A 22,869-nucleotide genomic window follows, 5' to 3' on the forward strand; every position below is an offset into this window, starting at 1 on the left:
CCACGCATGCGTGCCATCATCCTCGCTGCGGGCCTCGGCCTGCGTCTCCAGCAACCGCCGGAAGCCCAGTTCCCGAAGTGCCTGTTGCAGTTCGACGGCATGAGCCTGCTCGAACGGCACCTGCACATGCTGGAAACCGCCGGCGTGACCGAAGTCGTGCTGGCGCTCGGCTTTCAGCCGGAGTCGGTGCAGGCGGAGCTGGCGCGCATCGACTGGCCGCACGAGGTCGAAACCGTGCTCAACACGCGCTACGATCTGGGCAGCGTGCTGACGGTGCACACGGTCGCCGAGGCGCTGACGCGCGGCGGCGACGTGCTGCTGATGGACGCCGACGTGCTGTACGACGAGCGCATTCTGGCCGCGCTGGTGGCGGGCGAAACGGTCAACCGCCTGCTGATCGACCGCGATTTCGAAACCGGCGACGAGCCCGTCAAGCTCTGTCTGAAAGACGGCGTGCCGGTCGAGTTGCGCAAGCAGCTCGCGGTGAATCTGGAATACGACACCATCGGCGAATCGGTCGGCTTTTTCCGCTTCCGCGAAGAAACGGCGCGGCGCTTTGCGCAAATCGTGGCGGGTTATATCGACAGCGGCCGGGCGAACATGCCGCACGAGGAAGCCGTGCGCGATCTGTTGCTCGAGCGCAGCCAGGTGTTCGATACCGCCGACGTGACCGGCGCCCCGTGGATCGAAATCGACTTCCCGAACGACGTGGCGCGCGCCACGACCGAGATCCTGCCGCAGCTGCAGCCGCTCGTCAGCGCGTCTCGCTGAATCGCGCAGAGCCGGCTTTATGCCGGCTCTTCGTCGTGAAATGGCTTTGCAGGGGATCGGCGCAACATTCGTTGCCGCTGCAATGCCATAATCGACGCTTTATATCGACGCGACGGCCTTGTCACCCGTCGCCCAGCCAATGCCCTTCGCTTTAGGCGCTTTCATTGTTCCGCTGATCGTCGCGTGCGCGATGTTCATGGAAAACGTGGACGGCACGGTTATCGTGACGTCGCTGCCTGTGCTGGCCCGCGATCTCGGCCAGGATCCCATCACCCTGAAGCTGGCCGTCACGGCGTATGTGATCGGCCTCGGCGTCTTCATTCCGATTTGCGGCTGGGTCGCGGACCGCTTTGGTTCGCGCACGGTGTTTCGCACGGCCATCGGCATCTTCATGGCCGGCTCGCTGATGTGCGCGGCGTCGACGTCGCTCGGCATGTTCGTGGTCGCGCGCTTCGTGCAGGGCATTGGCGGCGCGATGATGGTTCCGGTGGGCCGCATCATCATCTTTCGCTCCGTGCCGAAGTCGGACTTCATACGCGCGGTCAATTATCTGACGGTGCCGGCGCTGCTCGGGCCCGTGGTCGGTCCGCCGCTCGGCGGCTTCATCACGACGTATCTGCATTGGCGCCTGATTTTCTTCGTCAACATTCCGATTGGCCTGCTCGGCATCTGGCTCGCCAATAAGCACATCGCCAATGTGCGCGAAGCGCATCCCGGACGGCTCGACTGGATCGGCTTTCTGCTGTCCGCGAGCGGCGCGTCGCTCTTCATGCTCGGGCTTTCGCTCGTGGGCGGCGAGCTGGTGTCGAACACGGTGTCGTTCGGCATGTGCGCGGTGGGTGTCGTGCTGCTCTTCATTTACGTGCTGTACGCGAATCGCGTCGAATTGCCGGTGCTCGATCTGCGCCTCTTGCGCATTCCGAGCTTTCACGCGAGCGTGGCAGGCGGGTCGCTCTTTCGCATCGGCTTGGGCGCCGTGCCCTTTCTGTTGCCGCTTGCGTTGCAGGAAGGGCTTGGCATGACGGCGTTCGTGTCGGGCTCGATTACCTGCGCGTCGGCGTTCGGCTCGATTTTCATGAAGGCGGCGGCCTCGCGCATCCTCGAACGATTCGGTTTTCGCACGGTGCTCATGTTCAATGCGGGCTGCGCGGGCGTGGCCATAGCGATTTACGGCTTGTTCTTTCCCGGCACGCCGCATTGGCTGATCTGGTGCGTCGTGCTGTTCGGCGGTTTCTTTCCGTCGCTTCAGTTCACTTCGCTGAACACGCTGGCGTATGCCGACATTCCCAGCCGAGACGTGGGCCGCGCAACGAGCGTCGCCAGTGTGATCCAGCAGCTTTCGCTCGGGCTCGGCGTGACCATCGCGGGCATCGTGCTGCAGATCTCGCACAACCTGCAGGGCCATTCGAGCATCGTTTTCTCCGACTTCTGGCCGGCGTTCCTCGTGGTTGGCCTGTTCTCGTTTCTGTCGATTCCGGTCACCGCACGCCTGCCGCGCGGCGCCGGCGACGAGATCGCACGCGGCCGGCGCGGCAGTGCGTGATCGCGTCAAGCGGCGTGAAGCGGCGCGAAGCCCGCGACAGCGCTACACCGCTTCCTTCACCGCGCGCAGGAACTGCTGCGTGCGCTCATGCTGTGGGGCGCTGAAGAACTGCTGCGGCGGTCCCTGCTCGATGATCTTGCCTTGCGAGAAAAAGCACACACGGTCCGCGAATTCGCGTGCGAAACCCATTTGATGCGTCACCATCAGCATGGTCAGGTTGTGCTCGCTGCCGAGGCGCCGAATCACGTTCAGCACTTCGCCGCATAATTCGGGGTCGAGCGCGGAAGTCACTTCGTCGAACAGCAACACCTTGGGCCGCATGGCAAGCGCCCGCGCGATCGCCACGCGCTGTTGCTGGCCGCCGGATAACTGCGACGGATAGTGATTGCATTTGTCCTCGAGTCCGACGAGCGACAACAGATCGCGCGCCCGCTCGGTCGCCTCCTTGCGCGAGAGGCCGAGCACCTGCATCGGCGCTTCTATCGTGTTGGCGAGCGCCGTCATGTGCGGAAACAGATTGAAGCTTTGAAACACCATGCCGATCTTGCTGCGCACGCGCCGCAGATGTTTCGGCGATGCGGGCACCAGTTCGCCGTTCTTTCGCATATGCGTGAGCGGTTCGCCGTCCACTTCGATCATGCCGCCCGTGAGCGGGTCCAGTGTCATCAGCACGCGCAACAGCGTCGACTTGCCCGACCCGCTCGGACCGATGATCGCGACTTTCTCGTTGCGGCCAATGTCCAGGTCAAGTTCGTCGAGCACCGTGAGCGCGCCATAGCGCTTCGTGACGCCGACGAAGCGCACCATGGGCGCCTCGCCCGGCACGCCGGCCTGCGGCTCCAGTACGGAAGCGGGATCGTCTCGTTTCATCGGGTTCTCCACGGCAAAGGCAGAATGTGGCGGCGTAAGGGCGTCGACGTCGGTCTTCACGGTCATGGCAACCTCAAACCGTATTCGAGCCGCCGCACAAGTTGCGCGAAGGTCACGCTGATCAGCAGGAAGAAAATGCCGGCGAGCGTGATCGGCTCAAGGTAGCGGAATGTCTCCGAGCCGATGTTCTTGGCCTGCTGCATCAATTCGACGACGGTAATCGCCGAGAGCACCGGCGTGTCCTTGAACATCGCGACCAGATAGTTGCCGAGCGCGGGAATCACCGGACGGATCGCCTGCGGCAAAATCACGCCGCGGTAGGTGCGCCACGGCGACAACGACAGCGCGCAGGCCGCCTCCCACTGGCCGCGCGCCACGCCGTTCAGGCCCGCGCGGTACACCTCCGACGTGTAGCACGCATAGTGCAGCGCGATACCGACCGTGCCCGCCGTCAATGCCGACATCGTGATGCCATACACCGGCAGCACATAAAAAAGTACGTACACCTGAATCAGCAACGGCGTGCTGCGAATGAATTCGACGATAAAGCCCACGGTGCGCGATACCGCCTTGACGGGGCTGCGCCGCAGGACGGCCAGCACGAGCCCGAGGACGAGCGCGATGGCGAAACCGATCAACGTGATAAAGATGGTATAGATCGATGCGCGCAGCAGCGCAGGCAGAATCTGCCCGGCGTAATGCAGATCGAAGAAGCTGTTCATCGGGCGGCCCTCTGCAGAATGCCGTGGCTCACGCGGCGCTCGAAATGCCGCATCAACGCAACCAGAACCTGCGCGAGCACGAAGTAAATCACAAGCGTCAGCATGAAAATTTCCGCGGTCCTGAAGGTCGCCTCGTCGAGTTGCCGCGCGCGAAACGTCAGATCGGACAAGGTGATGAGCGATACGAGCGAGGTGCCTTTCAGCAGCTCGATCATCAGATTGGTGGCGGGCGGCAGCGCGTTGATCATTGCCTGCGGCAATACGATGCGGCGCATGCGGGTGAGCGGCGACAGGTTCAGCGCGAGCGCGGCTTCGAACTGTCCGCCGGGCACTGAGCGCAGCGCGCCGCGCAGAATCTCCGAACCGTATGCGCCGTAATGCAAACCCAGTCCGACGATAGCGACGGTAAACGGCGTCATTTCGATGCGAAACGGCGGCAGCGGAAGCACGAAGAAAAACCAGAATAGTTGCACGAGCAACGAGGTGCCGCGGAATATCTCGACGTAAGCGTTGCCGAGCCAGCGCAGCGGCGCCCAGGGCGCGAGCTTGGCGGCGGTGGCGACGAACGCCATGACGATTGCAAGGACCGTCGCACAGGCGGCGATCTCGATCGTCACGAGCGTGCCTTGCAGCAGCAGGGGAAGCAATTCACGCATGGCGGATCCTCGCTTGCATGACGGCGTGTGCGCCGCACACGCCTTAAAAGTCGGCGCTAGCACTCGCTGGCGCCTCCAGATTCGCTTATTTGCCGCAGATGTCGGCGGCGGTGCGCGTCGTCAGATTGGTCTTGTCGAAACCGAACGGCGCGACGGTTTGAAGATGGTCGGGTGTGCCGAGCCAGTCGTGCAACTGCTTGTTGACCGCATCGCGCAAGTCCGTGTCTTCGGGACGGAATGCGAGCGCGCCATAGCCGGTGTGCTTTGCGTCGTCGGTGAAGTTCGCCACGACCTCGACCTGGTCGGAGGCTTTCGCGGCGAGGCCCTTCATGGTGAGCGCGGTGCCGGCTGCGGCGTCGGCGCGGCGTGCGCGCACGGCCTGCAATTGCGCGGTCGTATCCGGCACCTGCATGAACTGCGCGTCTTTCACACCGGCATCGCGCGAGTTGGCGAGCTCCACCGCGCCGGCCATGACTGCGAGCTTGAGGTCCGGTTGCTTACCGATATCCGCGTAGCTATGAAGGTTCTTCGGGTTGCCCTTGGGCACGAGCAACGTGTCCTGAATCTGGTACTGCGGATTGGCGAATGCGACCTGCTTGCAGCGCTCCGGCGTGATGTACATGCCGGCCGCAATGACGTCGAAACGGCCCGCGCGCAGGCCCGGAATCAGCGAGCCCCATTCGGTCAGCACGCCGTCCACTTTCTTCACGCCCATCTTCGCGAAGATTTTGCGGGCGATTTCCGGGGATTCGCCTGTCACCTTGCCATCAGGCGTGGTGTAGGCGAACGGTGCTTCGTTCGCATAGCCGATACGCACTTCGCCAGTGCGCTGGATGCGCTGCAACGTCGTTTCCGCCGACGCATGCTGCGCCGGCACGGCCAGGGTCGCGGCAGCGACACAGAGGGCTCCGAGCAATCCTGAAGTGCGCTTCGCTTTCATATCGATTCCGTTGTGTGACCTAATGAATAAGGTGATGAATGCCGCGACGCATCATGCGCGCGCCAACCCGAAGGGCCGCCGATGCCGCGTCCTGCCAGGCCTCCTGCTGCAACCCTGAATGCAGCATACAAAGCCAATTTTTTAATCCGATTGCTCTAGGACAATAATTTTCCGGGCCTGTTTCGCGGCACTATGGGAAACGGCGATGCCCGGCGCGGCGGCTCTCTGAATGGGCGTGAGGCAAGGGTATACGACGACAAAGCAAGAGCTTGTCGCACGGGCTCGCAACAGCGGAATGACGGAGGACGCAAGTGATCGGGCAGTGGCGTGATGCGGTGCGCGCGGTGCACGGCGTGGAGTCGAAATACAAACGGCTGGTCAAGGCGATTGCGGGCGATATCGAAAGCGCCTCGCTGCCTGCGGGCGCGCGCCTGCCGCCGCAGCGCGACGTCGCCGCCGAACTGGCGATCAGCGTGCAGACCGTGACCAATGCCTACAAGGAACTGGAGCGGCAAGGATTGATCCGCTGCGAGGTCGGCCGCGGTAGCTTCGTGGCGGCGCGGGTCACCGAGACCATGTCGAACTACATGCTCGATACGGCCGAGCGCTCCGTGGTCGACTTTTCAATCGCTCGCATCATCCACACGCCCGAACACGACGCCATGTGGCGCAAGGTGTGCGCGACGCTTTCCACCCTCGACGACCAGCCGTGGATTCGTGCGTTCCGGCCCATTGCAGGCTTCGAACATCACCGGCAGGCGGGCGTGGCGTGGCTCGCTTCGTTGGGCATGCCGGCTTCGGCGGATACGCTGCTCGTGACGAACGGCGCGGCGCACGGCATCTTTCTCGCACTTGCTTCGCTCGTCGGCCCCGGGGATACGGTGCTGTGCGAAAGCCTGACCGATCACGGCGTAATCGGCTCGGCCAACGTGCTGGGCTTCACGCTGAAAGGCCTGGAAATCGACGAATACGGCATCCACCCGGAGCATTTCGAAGAGATGTGCGACAGCGAGCGGATCAGCGCGCTCGTCTGCACGCCCACGCTGAACAACCCCACAGTCGCGATGATGCCGGACTCGCGGCGCCGGGCAATTGCACGCATTGCCGAGCGTTACGGCGTCTACGTGATCGAGGACGATGTCTACGGGCCATTGCCGGCCAAACCGGCGACGCCGATTGCGAGCCTCATTCCCGAGTTGTCGTTTTACTGCACGAGTATGACGAAGTCGGTACTGACCGGCTTGCGCATCGGTTATCTGACTACCCCGCGCCGGCTTGCGTTGCGCGCGGAGAGCGTGCTGCGCGTGAGCAGCTGGATGGCGACCTCGCCGATCGCCGAAGTCGCGACGCGCTGGATCGCCGACGGTACAGCGGAGCGTCTCGTGCAGATTCAGCGCGAGCGTTTAGGGCGACGCCAGGCGCTGCTGCAGCAAACGCTCGGCGCCTATGTGCTGGGTGCACATCCGCAGGCCTTGTCTGCCTGGCTGCGCGTGCCGGAGCACTGGCAGGCGGACCGCCTCGTCAGGGAACTGCGCAATCGCGACATTGCGGTGACTTCCGCCGATCCATTCCTCGTGCGCGGAGCGGAGCGGCCGAGTGCGGTGCGCGTATGCGTGGGCGCCGAAGTGAGCGACGAAACCTACAAGGCCGCGCTGGAGACGATGCGGGAGGTTTTCGAGCAGTATCCGCAAGTGCACGATTTCACCTGAGCGCGTGCCCCGTTCGAGCGGTGCTCGCGAAATGAACTAGGACAATAGAAATCGTTTTTTAGAACATTAGACTGGGCTGCATTCGAAACGATGCGGCCGCAGCCGGCATGACGCTTCAGTCGTCGCGCAGCAGCGCAGGCATCGAATTAATTCCTTTGATGCAGGGCCGAGTTCATGTCCGTTCTGTCGCTGGCCGATGTCTACCGCGCGCGTCGCCGTATCGAGGGACGCGTGTTGCGCACGCCGCTCATCGAATCGCCGAGCCTGTCTGCCATCGCGGGCGCACCGGTGTTTCTCAAGCTCGAAACCGTGCAGCCGACCGGCAGTTTCAAGCTGCGCGGCGCGACCAACGCGCTGGCTGACCTCGCCGAGCGCGGCTGCCGCCAGGTCGTGACCGCATCGACGGGAAATCATGGGCGCGCGGTGGCGCATGCGGCGCGTGCGCTCGGTATCGACGCGGCGGTCTGCATGTCGGCGCTCGTGCCCGAGAACAAGGTCGGAGCGGTGCGCGCGCTCGGCGTACGCGTGTGCATTGCGGGCAAAAGCCAGGACGACGCGGAGCGCGAAGCGCTGCGGCTCGCGCGCGAAGAGGGCTTCGCCTATGTGCCGCCGTTCGACGACTTAAGCGTAATTGCGGGGCAGGCGACCATCGGCCTGGAAATCGTCGAAGCCTTGCCGGACGTCGCGCATATTGTCGTGCCGTTGTCGGGTGGCGGCCTGTTCGCCGGCGTCGCGTTGGCGGCCCGAAGCGCGAATCGCGCGATTCGCATGAGCGGCGTGACGATGGCGCGCGGCGCCGCCATGCATGCGAGTCTGGCGGCCGGCCGGCCCGTGCTCGTGGAAGAAGTCGATACGCTGGCCGATTCGCTTGGTGGCGGGATCGGCCTTGAAAACCGCTATACGTATCGGCTTACGCGCGATTTCATCGATGACGCACTGCTGCTCGACGAGGATTCCATCGCGCGCGGCATCGCCCACGCCTATCGGCATGAGCGGCTCGTCGTGGAAGGCGCTGCGGCTGTCGGCATTGCGGCATTGCTCGACAGCGCGCTGCCGGACACGCGTGCTCGACGCGGCCCGCTCGTCATCATCGTGACGGGCGCGAATATCGACATCAATCTGCATCGCCGCATCGTCCACACGGTGCCCGCGCCATTCCATTCTCACAAAACGCCATGACGTCCATCACATTGCTCGGCGAAGCGCAGCTTCGCGAACTCGTGCCGCTCGACCTCGCGGCTATCGATCAGATCGAAGCGGCCTTCCTCGCGTCGGCGACCGAAGACGTCGCGATGCCGCCTGTCCTGCGCCTCGATCTGCCGGCGCAAAACGGCGAGGTGGATGTCAAGACCGCCTGGCTGCCGCGCTTCGACAGTTTCGCGATCAAGGTCAGTCCGGGCTTTTTCAATAACCCCACGCTCGGTTTGCCGAGCCTGAATGGTTTGATGCTGGTGCTCTCCGCGAAGACCGGCTTGACCGAAGCGGTGTTGCTGGACAACGGCTATCTGACCGCTGTGCGAACCGCGGCTGCGGGCGCGGTTGCCGCGCGCTGGCTCGCGAGACAGGAGACGCCGCAAGTGGCGGTGCTCGGTGCGGGCGAGCAGGCGCGTCTGCAATTGCAGGCGCTGATGCTGGTGCGCCGTGTCGAACATGTGCGCGTGTGGGCTCGCAATCCTTCCAACGCCCAGCGCTTCGCCGAAGAGACGGCGGCCAAGCTCGGCGTGCGCTGCGAAGCCGCGCGAGATGTTGCTCACGCGCTTGCCGAAGCCGATGTCGCCATCGCGACGACGCCGAGCCGTACGCCGCTGATCGAAGCAAAGCACCTGCACGCCGGCTTGCATATCACCGCAATGGGCTCGGATGCCGAACACAAGAACGAAATTGCGCCGGCTGCGCTGGCCGCGGCGCGCTACATCTGCGACCGGGTGCAGCAAACGCGTGTGCTCGGCGAACTGCATCACGCGCTGGCTGCGCGCGCGGTCAAGGCCGACGCCGGGATCGCGGAGCTGGGCGAAGTCATCGCCGGCAAAGCGGTGGGCCGGGCGAGCGATGCCGACGTGACGCTCTGCGATCTCACCGGCACGGGCGCGCAGGACACGGCGATTGCCGCGCTCGCCTTGCAGCGTGCGCGTGACGCCACCGCAGGAATGATCTTCCGTAACGATGTGCAGCGCTAAGAGGGGATGATGTCCGAGACAACTCAACTGGAACGCAATGCGAGCGATCAGGCTCCGGCTGTGCGCCTGCCGTTCGAACCGGCCGAATACGTCGCGCGTATCGCGAAGACGCGCAAGGCGATGCAGGCCGCCGGGATCGAACTGCTGATCGTGTCGGATCCGACCAACATGGCCTGGCTCACCGGCTACGACGGCTGGTCGTTCTACGTCCACCAATGCGTGCTGCTCGCGCTTGACGGCGAGCCGGTATGGTTCGGCCGCGGTCAGGACGCGAACGGCGCAAAACGAACGGTCTTCATGCGGCATGACCATATAGTTGGTTATCCCGATCATTATGTTCAGTCCGCCGTGCGTCATCCGATGGATTACCTCGCGCGCGATGTGATCGAGGCACGCGGCTGGGGCGCGCTGAGGATAGGCGTCGAAATGGATAACTACTATTTCAGCGCGGCGGCATACCGTTCGCTCGTCGAGCATCTGCCCAAAGCGACATGGTACGACGCGACCGGCCTCGTGAACTGGCAACGTGCGGTGAAGTCGCCGCGCGAAATCGAATACATGCGCGTGGCCGCGCGCATTGTCGAGGCGATGCATGAGCGCATTGTCGAGCGAATCGAGCCGGGCATGGGCAAGAACGATCTGGTCGCCGACATCTATTCCACGGGGATTCGCGGTGTGCAGGGTCATGGCGGCGACTATCCGGCCATCGTGCCGTTGCTGCCGACCGGCGCCGACGCCGCGGCGCCGCATCTCACGTGGGACGACACGCCGTTCGTCAAAGGGGCGGGCACGTTCTTCGAGATCGCCGGGTGCTTCAGGCGCTATCACTGCCCGCAGTCGCGTACCGTGTTTCTCGGCAAGCCGCCGAAGCATTTCATCGACGGTGAACGCGCGGTAGTGGAAGGCATCGAGGCGGGGCTCGCCGCGGCGAAACCCGGCAACACGTGTGAGGACATTGCCCATGCATTCTTCGCTGTCCTGCACAAATACGGCATCGAGAAGAACAGCCGCTGTGGCTATCCCATCGGCGCGAGCTATCCGCCGGATTGGGGCGAGCGAACCATGAGCCTGCGGCCGGGGGACAAGACGGTCCTCGAACCGGGCATGACTTTTCACTTCATGCCGGGCTTATGGCTCGACGATTGGGGCCTCGAAATTACCGAAAGCATCCTGATCACGGAGAACGGCGTCGAGACCTTCTGCAACACCCCGCGCAAGCTGTTCGTGAAGGAGTAGTGCATATGCGCGCATCGCCCATTCAGCCAACGGTGGATTTTCATACCGACGGCGAACAGCACGGCTTCCTGAAACTGCCGCATTCTCATGACGCCTCCGCGTGGGGCGCCGTGATGATCCCAGTCACGGTGATTCGCAACGGCGACGGCCCGACCGCGCTGCTGACGGGCGGCAATCACGGCGACGAATACGAGGGGCCGATCGCGCTCTCGAAGCTCGCGTCGACGCTCAAAGCTGAGGATGTGAAGGGCCGCGTCATTATCGTGCCCTTCATGAACTACCCGGCGTTTCGTGCGGGCAGCCGCACGTCGCCGATCGACCGCGGCAATCTGAACCGCAGTTTTCCGGGCAGGCCGGACGGCACCGTCACCGAGAAGATCGCCGATTATTTTCAGCGCCATCTATTGCCGCTCGCGGACTACGTCCTCGATCTGCACGCAGGCGGCCGCACGCTCGACTTCTTGCCGTTCGCCGCGATTCATCTGCTCTCCGACGAGCGCCAGCAGGCGCGCTGCGAAGCCGCGATGCGTGCGTTCGGCGCGCCGTACTCGATGCGTCTGCTCGAACTGGACAGCGTGGGACTCTTCGATACCGCAGCCGAGGAAGCCGGCAAGGTGTTCGTCTCGACCGAACTCGGCGGTGGCGGCACGGCCACGGCGGCCAGCGTGGCGGTCGCCGCTCGCGGCGTGCGTGGTTTTCTGCAGCACGCCGGCATCCTCGCAGCGCAGCCGTACAGGCATGACCAAACCGCGCGCACCACGACTCTGCTCGATATGCCCGACGGTAGCTGCTTCACCACGAGCGAGCACGACGGGCTGCTCGAGATGTGCAAGGACCTGGGCGATGCGGTGGAAAGCGGCGAGGTGATCGCGCGGATTTACGATGCGTCGCGCACAGGCATCGCGCCGGTGGACTATCGCGCGCGCCGTAGCGGACTGCTCGCGGCGCGGCATTTTCCGGGCCTTGTGCGCATCGGCGATACGGTTGCGGTGGTGGCCGACGTCGTCGAGCGCGGCATACCGGTGAGCGTCTGAGCGCGATGAAGCTCGACCGCTATGACCTGGCGATTCTGCGCATTCTGGCGCGCGACGGACGCATCACGAAGTCGCGCCTCGCGGAAGACATCAACCTGTCGATTTCACCGGCGTGGGAGCGCGTCAAGCGCCTGGAAGACAGTGGCGTGATTCGCGGGTATCGCGCCGACGTCGACTGGTTGCGCGCGTTCAAGGGCGCCCGCGTGGTAGTCGAGGTGACGCTCGCGCGCCACACCGCGCAGGATATGCGGCGCTTTGAGGAACGCATCGGCGCATCGCCGGAAGTCGTGCAATGCCATGCAACAGGCGGTGGTGTCGACTATGTGATGCATGTGATGTCGCGCGACATCGACCACTATCAACGCTTTATCGACTCATTGCTCACGGCGGAGTTGGGTATTGAGAAGTACTTCACCTACATCGTCACGAAGGTCGTGAAGAGCATGCCGGAAGGTGTGCCCGACTGGGCCGGCGAAGCCTTCGGCGACGAGACGTGAGATGCGCCGCGAAGCGGCCGGAAAAACACAACGTGCCGCTGCGAATTACGGAAAAAAAGCGGGTCTCAGCATGCGCGAACCGAAAAAACTGCAACGCCGCGCCACGTACAGTGACAGGCATACATTGCACACAGGAGATCGTCATGTTGCTGGGCCATCCGGTTCTGTTCAAATCGCTGTGCTACGTCGACGGGCGCTGGGTGCACAGCGCGAGCGCAGCCAGTATCGAGGTGCGCAACCCCGCGGACCAGCAGGTGCTCGGCCATGTGCCGATGCTGGACGCGGCGCAGATCACCGAGGCAGTCGACGCCGCGCAGCGCGCCTTTTCCGCGTGGCGCTGGTTGCCGGTGGCGCAACGCGCGTCGTTGCTGCTGCGCTGGCATGAACTGATCCTGCGCCATCAGCACGACCTCGCCGCCATTCTCTCGCTGGAACAAGGCAAGCCGCTTGCCGAAGCACGCGGCGAGATTGCGTATGGCGCGAGTTTCGTCGAATGGTTCGCGCATGAAGTACGGCGCCTGAATGGCCGCACGATTCCCACGCATATCGACGGCGCGCAGCTCGGCACGGTGATCGAGCCCGTCGGCGTTGCGGCCTTGATCACGCCGTGGAATTTTCCATGCGCAATGATCACGCGCAAGGCGGCTGCCGCGCTCGCGGCGGGCTGTACGGTGGTGGTGAAGCCTGCGCATGAAACGCCGTTCTCGGCGCTCGCGCTCGCTCAACTCGCCGAAGAGGCCGGTTTTCCTGCGGGCGTGTTCAATGTGGTGCTAGGCGAGCCGCAGATGGCGATGCAAACGCTCGTGGGCGATCCGCGTGTTCGCTCAGTGAGCTTCACCGGTTCGACTCGCGTCGGCGCGCTCGTCATGCAAGCCGTGGCGAACGCCGGCATCAAGAAGACGGCGCTCGAGTTGGGCGGCAACGCGCCTTTCATCGTGGCCGAAGACGCCGATCTGGATCAGGCCGTGCGCGTTGCGGTCGCCGCCAAATTCCAGACTTCTGGTCAGGACTGCTGCGCGGCGAATCGCATTTTCGTTGCGCGTGCGCTGTACGAGGCGTTCGTCGCACGCTACAGCGATGCGGTTCGCGCCTTGAAAGTCGGCTCGGCATTCGAAGCCGACGTGGACGTCGGCCCGCTGATGCACCAGGCCGCATTCGACACGACCGTGCGGCGCGTCGCGGACGCGCAGGCGAAGGGCGCGCGCATCACGGTGGGCGGGGCGGCGCATGAACGCGGCGGCTGGTTCTTCGAGCCGACCGTGGTGGCCGACGCCGCGCCCGGCATGCGCATTTACGACGAGGAAAACTTCGCGCCGATTTCCGCGCTGACGCCCTTCGATTCGCTCGACGAGGTAATCGAGCGCGCGAACGACACAGAGTACGGTCTCGCCGCTTACGTCTGTTCGCGCGATCTGAACACGGTCTTTCAACTGATTCGCCGTCTCGACTTCGCCATGGTCTCCGTGAACGGCGCGAGGTTTACCGGTGCGCCGATTCCCTTTGGCGGCATCAAATCGTCGGGGCTCGGCCGCGAAGGCGGTGCCGAGGGCTTCGAGCCGTTTGTCGAGACGCGCTATTTCTGCCTCGGCCAGCTCGGCTTGCCGCTGACCGTGAATCTTCCTGCTCGCAGCGCCGCCGCCGCATAACCCGAATTCATGAATTCAACGAAGGAGCACTCCATGACTCAGTTCGAACAACGCCAGCAACTCGATCAGCTTTTCAGTGCCGACCGCGCGCATTTCATGCATCCTTCGACGCATGCTCACGACCATGCGAGCGGCGCGCTGCCGGGGCGGATCGTGACGGGCGCGAAAGGCATTCGCATAGAAGACCACGAGGGCCGGTCTTTTATCGACGCATTCGCGGGACTCTACTGCGTGAACATCGGTTATGGCCGCACTGAGGTTGCCGAGGCAATCTACGAGCAGGCGAAGAAACTCGCTTACTACCATACGTATGTCGGCCACTCGACCGATACGATTATCGAGCTGTCTTCGCGCATCATCGAGTGGGCGCCGCAAGGCATGAAGAAAGTCTATTACGGCATGTCCGGTTCGGATGCAAACGAAACGCAGATCAAGCTCGTCTGGTACTACAACAACGTGAAGGGGCGGCCAAACAGGAAGAAAATCATCTCGCGGCAGCGCGGCTATCACGGCTCGGGCATCGTCACAGGCAGCCTGACCGGTCTGCCGAGCTTCCATCAATATTTCGACCTGCCAATCGAACGCGTCAAGCACACCACATGTCCGCACTGGTATCGCAACGCGCCGGCCGGCATGAACGAAACGCAGTTCGTCGCATACTGCGTCGAGGAACTCGAACAGCTGATCGCGCGCGAAGGCGCCGACACCATCGCTGCATTTATCGGCGAACCGGTCATGGGCACGGGCGGCATTCTGCCGCCGCCAGCGGGCTATTGGCCCGCGATCCAGCAAGTGCTGAAGCGGCACGACATTCTGCTCATCTGCGACGAAGTGGTATGCGGTTTCGGCCGCCTCGGTTCGAAGATGGGCGCGCAGCACTACGGCATCACGCCGGACCTCATCACGGTCGCAAAGGGACTGACGAGCGCCTATGCGCCGCTCTCCGGCGTGATTGTGAGCGAGGGTGTGTGGGATGTGATCGACAAGGCTTCGCAGGAATTCGGTCCAATGGGTCACGGCTGGACCTACTCGGGACACCCGATCTGCGCGGCCGCGGCGCTGGCGAACCTCGATATCCTCGAGCGCGAGAATCTGACGCAAAACGCCGCGCAAACCGGCGCGTACCTGCTTGAACAGCTGCATGCCGCATTCGATTCGCATCCGCTCGTCGGCGAAGTGCGCGGCGCGGGCATGCTGGCCGCGCTCGAATTCATGGCCGACAAGGATGCGCGCCGGCCGTTCGATCCGGCACTGAAAGTCGGTCCGCGCGTGTCGGCTGCTGCACTGCAGCGCGGGTTGATCGCGCGCGCCATGCCGCACGGCGACATTCTCGGCTTCGCGCCGCCGCTCGTGACTTCGCGTGCCGATGTCGACGAGATCGTGCGGCTCGCGCGCGCCGCGGTGGACGAAGTCGCCTCGCAGGTCCTCACGCCGGCTGCTGCCGTTTGAGTAAGGCCGTGCGCCTCTTTGTGTGCCGCAGCACTCGCCATTCGGAAATGCGCGGCTTCGCAAGGAGGCGCTTCACATGTTATAAGCCCAAGGCAGCTGTAGTTATCGTCAGGTGAAACAGTCGTCTTGGGGGATATCAATGAAGTTGTTCCGCAACGCCAGAGCGTCCGCCAGCGTATTTGCGCTGGCCACAGTGTTGTCTGTTTCCTTCGGCTTTCTGGAGGCCACGCCGGCCGTCGCGAAGCCGCCCGCGAAAGCGCAGCCGCCTGTACTGACTGCGTCCGCGATTGCGGTCGCCGACGAATACAGCGCCGATGCCGCCGAACAGATCTTCAAGGAGGGCGGCAATGCGGTCGATGCCGCGGTCGCCATTGCCTTTACGCTGGCCGTGACCTATCCGGAAGCGGGCAACATCGGCGGCGGCGGTTTCATGACGCTGTATGTGGCCGGCAAGCCGTACTTCCTCGACTATCGCGAGCGCGCGCCGCTGGCGGCCACGAAGAACATGTATCTCGACGACAAGGGCGAGGTCATCAAAGGCATGAGCCTGTACGGCTATCGCGCGGTGGGCGTGCCCGGCACGGTGGACGGCATGTGGCAGGCACAGCGCCGCTTCGGCAAGCTCAAGTGGAAGCAGGTGCTCGCGCCCGCCATCCACTACGCGCGCGACGGCTTCGTGGTCAGCGAGCAACTGCAGGAGCGCCGCGATGCGGCCGCCAAGGAATTCGCCGGCAAGACGAACTTCGACACCTATTTCGGCGAGATGAAGCAGGGCGTCAACTTCAAGCAGCCGGATCTTGCCGCCGTGTTGCAGCGCATTGCCGACCAGGGCGCGAAAGATTTCTATTCGGGTAAGACCGCCGATCTGATCGCGGAATCCATGCGCGGTCACGGCCTCATCACAAAGGCCGATTTGCAGCAGTACAAGGCCGTGTGGCGTCAGCCCATCCAGGCCGACTGGAAAGGCTACCGCGTGTACACCGCGCCGCCTCCGAGCTCGGGCGGCATCGGCCTCGTGCAACTGCTGAAAATGAAGGCCGATCTTGCGTCGGACTTCAAGGACGTGCCGCTCAATTCGCCGCAATACATTCATCTGATCGCGGAAATCGAGAAGCGCGTGTTCGCCGACCGCGCGCAATATCTCGGCGATCCCGACTTCTACAAGGTGCCGGTTGCGCAACTGACCGACGACCCGTACATCGCGAAGCGCGCCGCCGAAGTCAATCCCGACACGCCGTCGGACACCAAGAGCGTGCAGCCGGGCCTCGGCACGTCGATGCCGGAGAAGGCCGAGACCACACATTTCTCCGTGGTCGACAAGTGGGGCAACGCGGTGTCGAACACCTACACGATCAACGGCTACTTCGGTTCGGGCGTGGTCGCGGATCGCACGGGCATCGTGCTGAACGACGAGATGGACGACTTCTCGGCGAAGCCGGGCGTGGCGAACATGTTCGGCGTGGTGGGCAGCGACGCCAACTCGATCGAACCGAAAAAGCGCCCGCTCTCTTCCATGAGCCCGACCATCCTCACGAAGGACGGCAAGGTGTCGCTCGTGATCGGCACGCCGGGTGGGTCGCGCATTTTCACGTCGATCTTCCAGGTGATCAACAACATCTACGACTTCAACATGCCGCTGCCGGACGCAGTTGCCGCGATGCGTTTCCATCACCAGTTGCTGCCGCCGAACACGATTTTCTGGGAGCCGTACATGCCCATCAACGGCGAGCTCGCGAAACAGGTGGAGGCGAAGGGCTATAACCTGAAGGCGCAGAATTTCAACGGCGACATTCAGGCAATCAAGATCAACGACAATACGCCCGAGCCGGCGGCGGATCCGCGCGGCCGCGGCGTGACGCGGATCATTCAGTAGGCCTTGCTTAAGGCGCGTATGACGGCGCATCCGCCGCGATGTGCCGTCGCAAGGCGATCAGCACAGGACCTCGCGCTCGAAAGAGCCCGAGGTCTTTTTTTCGTGCGGAAATCAGCTGGTCTGTTCGACGGGCGTCACCGTCAGTTCGAGCCGCTGCGCGCCGCGCAGCACCGTCACGTTGACGGGCTTGTCGATGCGCGAGGCGTCGAGCGTGCGTTGCAGCGCATCCACATCCTGCACGGGTTGCGAGCCGACGGCGACGATGGTGTCGTCAGTGCGCAGACCGCCCGTCGCCGCCGGGCTGCCTTTAACGATTTCCATCACGTGCACGGCGCTTTGCGCGGTCAAGCCGAAATAGCGCTGCACGCGGCGCGACAGCGGCGTGGTCGTGCCCGCCACGCCGATATACGCGCGCCTCACGCGGCCGTGCGCGAAGATCTGCATGATCACCCACTTGGCGGTGTCGATTGCGGTGGCGAAGCAGATGGCCTGCGCGCCGGGAATGATCGCGGTGTTCACGCCGATGACTTGCCCCGCGGAATTGATCAGCGGGCCGCCCGAGTTACCGGGATTGAGCGCGGCATCGGTCTGGATGACGTCATAGATCATGCGGCCGGAATTCGAGCGCAGCGAGCGGCCGAGCGCCGACACGACGCCCGTCGTCACCGTTTGCGCGAGGCCAAGCGGATTGCCGACGGCGATGGCGATTTGTCCCACGCGCAGCTTCGACGAATCGCCGAGTTCGACGTGCGCCAGCGGCTCCGGCGAACCGATGCGCAGCACGGCGAGATCGCTGCCGGGATCGTCGCCGACCAGATCGGCGTCGAATTTGGCGCCGTCGGCCAGCGTCACCTGAATGTGCGTTGCGCCGTGCACGACATGGCTATTGGTGAGCAGATAGCCGTCAGGGGTGAAAATAAAGCCCGAGCCTGTGCCGCCGCGCGCGCGGCCCGCTGCGGCGGCGGCCAGCCGGCGTTCGACGGAAATGAAGGCGACGGCCTGCTGCACGCGCTCGAGCGCGCCGATCACGGTGCGCGAGTAGGCGTCGAGCAGGGCGTCGTCGGATAGCGGGGTCAGGGGGTTCGGCCCGGGGGCGTCGGATGCGGCGCGCGACAGGTCATCGATGAAGCGTGGACGGCTTCCCATGGCGATGCTCCGGATAAACGGATCCGCAGATGCGGGGCGTGCGCGGCGTTTTCAAGGGTAAAGCGGCGCGCGCGTGGCGGGATCGCGCTGTGTGAGACACTTTGCAATAGCAGATGATGAGCGGGCCATTCACGGCCCGTCACGCCACATCAGGGAGTCATCATGAACCCGTCCGCCACGTCTTCCGATGCTTCCGCAACGTCTTCCGGCACCGCGCCCGGCGAACCGCGGATCGAGTCGCTGAGCGCGATCACGCTTGCCACCGCCGACATGCGGCAAGCGGTGCGTTTCTACGAGGCCCTTGGTTTTCCGCTCAAGTTCGGCGGTGAAGAGGCTGATTTCACGTCGTTTGCGTTCGGCGGGACGTATCTGAACCTGATCGCCGACCCGCGCGCGCCGGTCAACTGGTGGGGGCGCGTGATCGTCTACGTATCGGATGTCGACGCGATTTATCGCAAGGCGCTGGCGGCGGGCTTCGTGCCGTCGTTCGTGCCGTCTGACGCGCCTTGGGGCGAGCGCTATTTTCACCTCACCGATCCGGATGGACACGAGCTCAGCTTCGCGAAACCGCTGCGCTAGCCGCGAGTGCCGGCGGAAAACTCGCTATCATGAAGCGGCTGAACGGTAACACGGCTGACACCGGACGCACCGATAATCGGGCGCGTCCGCGTCGCGCATACCGCCGCGCGCCCGATTATTTCCGTCGCCAGGAGAGCCGCAATGAAAGAGCAGGACCCGAAACCTGAGGCCGAGTTGCTGATCGAGCGGCAACGCCGTTTCGAGGAAGACCTGATCGACGCGTACGACGAGGAACTCGAAATGGAGGTCGACGACCGCATCCTCGACGGTCCGGAGGCCTTCACGCGCGAGCACCGCGAAGCACGCAAGATGTATTTCCGCGAGCTGTTCCGTTTGCAGGGCGAGCTCGTCAAGCTGCAGGACTGGATCGTGCAGACGGGGCATCGGCTGGTGGTGATTTTCGAGGGACGCGATGCCGCGGGCAAGGGCGGCGCAATCAAGCGCATCACGCAGCGGCTCAATCCGCGCGTGTGCCGCGTCGCGGCGCTGCCGGCGCCAAACAATCGCGAGCGCACCCAATGGTATTTCCAGCGCTATGTCTCGCATCTGCCGGCCGGCGGCGAAATGGTGCTGTTCGATCGCAGCTGGTACAACCGCGCGGGCGTCGAACGTGTGATGAATTTCTGCACCGACGAGGAATACGAAGAGTTTTTCCGCTCGGTGCCCGAGTTCGAGAAGATGCTGGTGCGCAGCGGCGTGCAGATCGTCAAGTACTGGTTCTCCATTACCGACGAGGAGCAGGAAATCCGCTTCCAGAACCGCATTCACGATCCGCTGAAGCAATGGAAGCTGAGCCCGATGGATCTGGAAAGCCGCCGCCGCTGGGAGGCTTATACGCAGGCAAAAGAGGTGATGCTGCAACGCTCGCACATTCCCGAGGCGCCGTGGTGGGTGGTGCAGGCGGTCGACAAGAAGCGCGCACGCCTGAACTGCATTCACCATCTGCTGAGTCAGGTGCCGTATCACGAGATCGAGCATCCGCGCGTGGAGTTGCCCGCGCGTGTTTATCACGACGAGTACAGCCGGCAGCCGGTGCCGGCTTCGATGATTGTGCCTGAGGTGTATTGAGCGGTGTCGGTCAGGGCGAGCGACGAAGCCGCTCGTGTTCGTCGGGCAGCAGCGCCGCAACTTGATCGACTTGACCCCATCGGACTTAAACTCTATCGACTCAGATGCCGCCCCTCGTCAAGCGCCGCTGACTCCTCAAAACACAGCCCGAAACGCCCAGTACAACCCTGCCGCAAGCGCGATCGATGCGGGCAGCGTCAGCACCCACGCGAGCACCAGGCTGCGCACCGTCGCCCATTGCAAACCCGAGCCGTTGGCCGCCATGGTGCCGGCCACGCCTGAAGACAGCACATGCGTGGTCGAAACCGGCAGCCCATACATGTCAGCGGCGCCGATCGTCATCATTGCGACGAGTTCCGCCGATGCGCCCTGTCCATACGTCAGATGCTGCTTGCCGATCTTCTCGCCGACCGTCACGACGATACGCTTCCATCCGACCATCGTGCCCATGCCCAGCGCGATCGCCACCGCGACCTTGACCCACGTCGGAATGAATTTGGTCGCGTGATCCGTCTGCGCCTTGAAGTTCGTGATGGCTTTGGCGTCTTCCGGCGCGAAGGCCGGTTGCTTCGCCTTGTCCATCAGGCGAATCGCCTCCGACGCGACGTACATGTTGTTACGCACGTTATCGACGATGCCTTGCGGCACGGCGGCCATCGAGCCGGACGCGCGAACCTGCTGCGCGATCAGGTCCGTCAACTGCTTCAACGCGGGCAAGGTGGCGGGCGTGAGCTGACGCGTGCGCACATAGGCCTCGACGTCGGCGCGCGGATTCGCCGACGGCGGCGCGCCGTTGGCATATCGCGCGAGTGCCGCGGAGGTTTGCTCGGCGACCGCCACGAAGGTCTGCGTTTCGGCGGGCGTGACGGCCTTGTTCAGCGCATAGGCTGTCGGCACCGTGCCGATCAGAATCAGCATGATGAGGCCCATGCCCTTCTGGCCGTCGTTCGAACCGTGGGCAAACGAGACGCCCGTGCATGTGAGAATCAGCAGACTGCGAATCCAGAACGGCGGCGGCTCCTTGCCTTTCGGCTCGGCGTACAGCGCGGGAATGCGCACCACGGCTTTCAGGATCATCAGCAACAGGCCGGCCGCGAGAAAGCCGACGAGCGGCGAAAACAGCAGCGACTTGCCGACGCCGAGCGCCTGGTTCCAGTCCACGCCGCTCGTGCCGTTCACGCCATGCATCAGCTGGTTCATCAGGCCCACGCCGATGATCGAGCCGATCAGCGTATGCGAGCTCGACGACGGCAGGCCGAAATACCATGTGCCGAGGTTCCAGATGATCGCCGCGATCAGCAGCGCGAACACCATCGCAAAGCCGGCGCTGCTGCCGACTTGCAGAATCAGTTCGACCGGCAGCAGTTGCAGGATGCCGAACGCGACCGCGCCGCTCGAGGTCAGCACGCCCAGAAAATTCCATGTGCCCGACCACACCACCGCCAGATTCGGCGCGAGAGAATGCGTGTAGATGACGGTCGCGACCGCATTCGCGGTATCGTGAAAGCCGTTGACGAACTCGAATCCGAGGGCGATCAAAAGCGCGACGCCGAGCAGCAGGTACGGCAGGATCGAGCCTTCGCGCACGGGTTGCAGGTCGCCCACCAGTTGCATGCTGCAATAGCCGATGCCGACTACGATCACGGCGAGGAAAATCACGAGGCCGAGGTTGCGCCCCTTGCCACTTACCCCGCTGGATTGCGGGTACGAAAGTTCCGGCATGACGTGTGCCCCTGGAGAAATGTCGCGGAACTTCCGATCCTGCTGGGGGCGTGTGTCGGTACGATGACAGCCGTAAGCCGCTTTCCGCCAGGCGGGTTCTTCGCTTGGGCGCGTGGCGGCCCGCGCCTCGATTTTGCCGCCCTCAGGCGGCCTTCATGCGGCCTTCCTGCAGGCTTCTTGCAGCGAACGGGAATCTTTTTTGCTACGCTGGAAAGACGCGCAGCACTTTCCAGGAGTCTCGATGAAGCGTGACGGTCACAGGGAAAGTCGTAAGACGGACGGCGGCAGCTCGCCCGCCGGTTCCAATCCGCCCGAGCCCACGGCCCAGGCCGCGTTCGCGTCGTATGCGGCGCCGCTCGTTAGCGACGCGATCGCGTACGCCAATGCGGTGCGCGACGATCCCTCGCCGGAAGCGTTGCACAAGCTGCGGGTTTCGCTGCGCCGTTTGCGCTCGTTGTGGTGGGCGTTCGCGCCGCTTCTCGAGAAAGGCGAAAACACGCGGCAACGCGCGCTCTACAAATATCTTGCGAATGCGGCGGGAAAAACGCGTGACTGGGACATCCTGATCGAGTTGATCCGGCATGAAGACGTGGCCGCCAACAGCTTGACCCCCACGCTCGAAGAAGCGCGCGGCAACGCGCTCACAACCAGCCGCGAGACGCTGACCAATGCAGACGTCAAGCACCTGCTGCGCGAAGCGCTGACAAGCGCATCCACCGACATCAACACGGCACACGAACGGGTGCCGCTGCACAAGTTCGCGAGCAAGCGGGTGGCCGCGTCGGAGCGTTCGCTGATGAAGCGCGCGAAACGCGCCCGCCGCGCCAGGCGCTCGAACTACGCGGCCTTTCACGACGTAAGGAAAGCCGGCAAAAAGCTGCGCTATCTGCTCGAATTTTTCGAGCCGGTGTTAAGCGGCAGCCACAAGCGCACGCTCAAGCGTCTGAAGCAGGTGCAAAAACGTTTCGGCGCGCTAAACGATATTGTCGCAAGTGAAATGCTGCTGCGCGACAACGCGAGTCTGCTCGCCGGGTCGGGCGACACCGAGGGCGTGCTGCACTGGTTTCACAAGGAGCGCAAACGCCGCATGCGTTCGGCCGCCGGATTGCTGCGCAAGCTGTGACGCGTGAAGGCGGCGGGGCACGCGGCAGACAAAGCGCGCGCCTGTCAATAACATGGGATGGCGGTCCGCACGCCTTGCTGCGGACCCGCTGGCAAGGGAGGCAACGCG

Annotated in this window: 20 protein-coding genes; 14 read left to right on the forward strand and 6 right to left on the reverse strand. The window is 63.8% G+C overall.

All coding sequences use genetic code 11. The features are described from left to right. Positions 1–6: 6 nt before the first annotated feature. Both ACEN8U_RS04430 and ACEN8U_RS04435 read left to right on the forward strand, forming a co-directional pair. Complete coding sequence (locus ACEN8U_RS04430; RefSeq protein ID WP_013590828.1) at positions 7–771, forward strand: NTP transferase domain-containing protein; 765 nt, start codon at positions 7–9, stop codon at positions 769–771. Between the two features lie 139 nt (positions 772–910). Continuing rightward, positions 911–2,314, forward strand: coding sequence for an MFS transporter (locus ACEN8U_RS04435; protein WP_413657370.1), 1,404 nt, complete (start codon positions 911–913; stop codon positions 2,312–2,314). 42 nt (positions 2,315–2,356) lie between these two features. Here ACEN8U_RS04435 and ehuA read toward each other — a convergent pair whose 3' ends face one another. The 4 genes from ehuA to ehuB all read right to left on the reverse strand — a co-directional run bounded on the left by ehuA (position 2,357) and on the right by ehuB (position 5,502). Next, positions 2,357–3,184, reverse strand: coding sequence for an ectoine/hydroxyectoine ABC transporter ATP-binding protein EhuA (gene ehuA, locus ACEN8U_RS04440; protein WP_310108704.1), 828 nt, complete (start codon positions 3,182–3,184; stop codon positions 2,357–2,359). 62 nt (positions 3,185–3,246) lie between these two features. Then, positions 3,247–3,906 (reverse strand): ectoine/hydroxyectoine ABC transporter permease subunit EhuD, encoded by a 660-nt coding sequence (gene ehuD, locus ACEN8U_RS04445; RefSeq protein WP_310108702.1) that lies wholly within the window; start codon positions 3,904–3,906, stop codon positions 3,247–3,249. Beyond that, on the reverse strand, positions 3,903–4,562 hold the full coding sequence (gene ehuC, locus ACEN8U_RS04450) for an ectoine/hydroxyectoine ABC transporter permease subunit EhuC (RefSeq protein WP_310108700.1): 660 nt from the start codon (positions 4,560–4,562) through the stop codon (positions 3,903–3,905). The genes ehuD and ehuC overlap by 4 nt, the downstream gene beginning before the upstream one ends. An 85-nt stretch (positions 4,563–4,647) precedes the next feature. Continuing rightward, positions 4,648–5,502: an ectoine/hydroxyectoine ABC transporter substrate-binding protein EhuB gene (gene ehuB, locus ACEN8U_RS04455; protein WP_013590823.1), complete on the reverse strand. Its 855-nt coding sequence runs from the start codon at positions 5,500–5,502 to the stop codon at positions 4,648–4,650. 311 nt (positions 5,503–5,813) lie between these two features. Here ehuB and ACEN8U_RS04460 point away from each other — a divergent pair, with 311 nt between their 5' ends. The 9 genes from ACEN8U_RS04460 to ggt all read left to right on the forward strand — a co-directional run bounded on the left by ACEN8U_RS04460 (position 5,814) and on the right by ggt (position 17,123). After that, a complete protein-coding gene (locus ACEN8U_RS04460) occupies positions 5,814–7,211 on the forward strand; it encodes a PLP-dependent aminotransferase family protein (protein WP_310108697.1) in 1,398 nt (465 codons plus the stop codon). A 174-nt stretch (positions 7,212–7,385) separates the two neighbouring features. Further along, positions 7,386–8,390, forward strand: a complete 1,005-nt coding sequence (gene eutB / locus ACEN8U_RS04465; protein WP_310108694.1) for a hydroxyectoine utilization dehydratase EutB — start codon at positions 7,386–7,388, stop codon at positions 8,388–8,390. Beyond that, positions 8,387–9,388 (forward strand): cyclodeaminase, encoded by a 1,002-nt coding sequence (locus tag ACEN8U_RS04470; RefSeq protein ID WP_310108693.1) that lies wholly within the window; start codon positions 8,387–8,389, stop codon positions 9,386–9,388. The genes eutB and ACEN8U_RS04470 overlap by 4 nt, the downstream gene beginning before the upstream one ends. A gap of 9 nt (positions 9,389–9,397) precedes the next feature. Beyond that, on the forward strand, positions 9,398–10,624 hold the full coding sequence (gene doeA / locus ACEN8U_RS04475) for an ectoine hydrolase DoeA (protein ID WP_310108690.1): 1,227 nt from the start codon (positions 9,398–9,400) through the stop codon (positions 10,622–10,624). 5 nt (positions 10,625–10,629) lie between these two features. Continuing rightward, positions 10,630–11,658: a N(2)-acetyl-L-2,4-diaminobutanoate deacetylase DoeB gene (gene doeB / locus ACEN8U_RS04480; RefSeq protein ID WP_310108687.1), complete on the forward strand. Its 1,029-nt coding sequence runs from the start codon at positions 10,630–10,632 to the stop codon at positions 11,656–11,658. A 5-nt stretch (positions 11,659–11,663) separates the two neighbouring features. Then, the gene (locus tag ACEN8U_RS04485; RefSeq protein WP_310108685.1) at positions 11,664–12,155 is read left to right on the forward strand and encodes an Lrp/AsnC family transcriptional regulator; all 492 of its coding nucleotides are present in this window, start codon (positions 11,664–11,666) and stop codon (positions 12,153–12,155) included. A 143-nt stretch (positions 12,156–12,298) separates the two neighbouring features. Further along, complete coding sequence (locus tag ACEN8U_RS04490) at positions 12,299–13,801, forward strand: NAD-dependent succinate-semialdehyde dehydrogenase (protein WP_310108682.1); 1,503 nt, start codon at positions 12,299–12,301, stop codon at positions 13,799–13,801. A 33-nt stretch (positions 13,802–13,834) separates the two neighbouring features. Then, complete coding sequence (locus tag ACEN8U_RS04495) at positions 13,835–15,250, forward strand: aspartate aminotransferase family protein (protein ID WP_310108679.1); 1,416 nt, start codon at positions 13,835–13,837, stop codon at positions 15,248–15,250. Positions 15,251–15,389: 139 nt separating this feature from the next. After that, complete coding sequence (ggt, locus tag ACEN8U_RS04500) at positions 15,390–17,123, forward strand: gamma-glutamyltransferase (protein WP_310108677.1); 1,734 nt, start codon at positions 15,390–15,392, stop codon at positions 17,121–17,123. 111 nt (positions 17,124–17,234) lie between these two features. Here the strand turns inward: ggt and ACEN8U_RS04505 are convergent, their stop codons facing one another. Continuing rightward, positions 17,235–18,269, reverse strand: a complete 1,035-nt coding sequence (locus tag ACEN8U_RS04505; RefSeq protein ID WP_310108675.1) for a S1C family serine protease — start codon at positions 18,267–18,269, stop codon at positions 17,235–17,237. A 162-nt stretch (positions 18,270–18,431) separates the two neighbouring features. Here ACEN8U_RS04505 and ACEN8U_RS04510 point away from each other — a divergent pair, with 162 nt between their 5' ends. Both ACEN8U_RS04510 and ppk2 read left to right on the forward strand, forming a co-directional pair. After that, a complete protein-coding gene (locus ACEN8U_RS04510) occupies positions 18,432–18,848 on the forward strand; it encodes a VOC family protein (protein WP_368608045.1) in 417 nt (138 codons plus the stop codon). A gap of 141 nt (positions 18,849–18,989) precedes the next feature. Further along, the gene (gene ppk2 / locus ACEN8U_RS04515) at positions 18,990–19,916 is read left to right on the forward strand and encodes a polyphosphate kinase 2 (RefSeq protein ID WP_310108668.1); all 927 of its coding nucleotides are present in this window, start codon (positions 18,990–18,992) and stop codon (positions 19,914–19,916) included. A 135-nt stretch (positions 19,917–20,051) separates the two neighbouring features. On the opposite strand, the gene ACEN8U_RS04520 is transcribed toward ppk2, so the two are convergent. Then, on the reverse strand, positions 20,052–21,638 hold the full coding sequence (locus ACEN8U_RS04520) for an inorganic phosphate transporter (protein ID WP_310108664.1): 1,587 nt from the start codon (positions 21,636–21,638) through the stop codon (positions 20,052–20,054). A gap of 241 nt (positions 21,639–21,879) precedes the next feature. On the opposite strand from ACEN8U_RS04520, the gene ACEN8U_RS04525 reads away from it, so the two are divergent. Beyond that, positions 21,880–22,761: a CHAD domain-containing protein gene (locus tag ACEN8U_RS04525; RefSeq protein ID WP_310108661.1), complete on the forward strand. Its 882-nt coding sequence runs from the start codon at positions 21,880–21,882 to the stop codon at positions 22,759–22,761. Positions 22,762–22,869 lie beyond the last annotated feature (108 nt).

The sequence above is a fragment of the Paraburkholderia phenoliruptrix genome (genome assembly GCF_047325075.1).
GTDB lineage: Bacteria > Pseudomonadota > Gammaproteobacteria > Burkholderiales > Burkholderiaceae > Paraburkholderia > Paraburkholderia phenoliruptrix.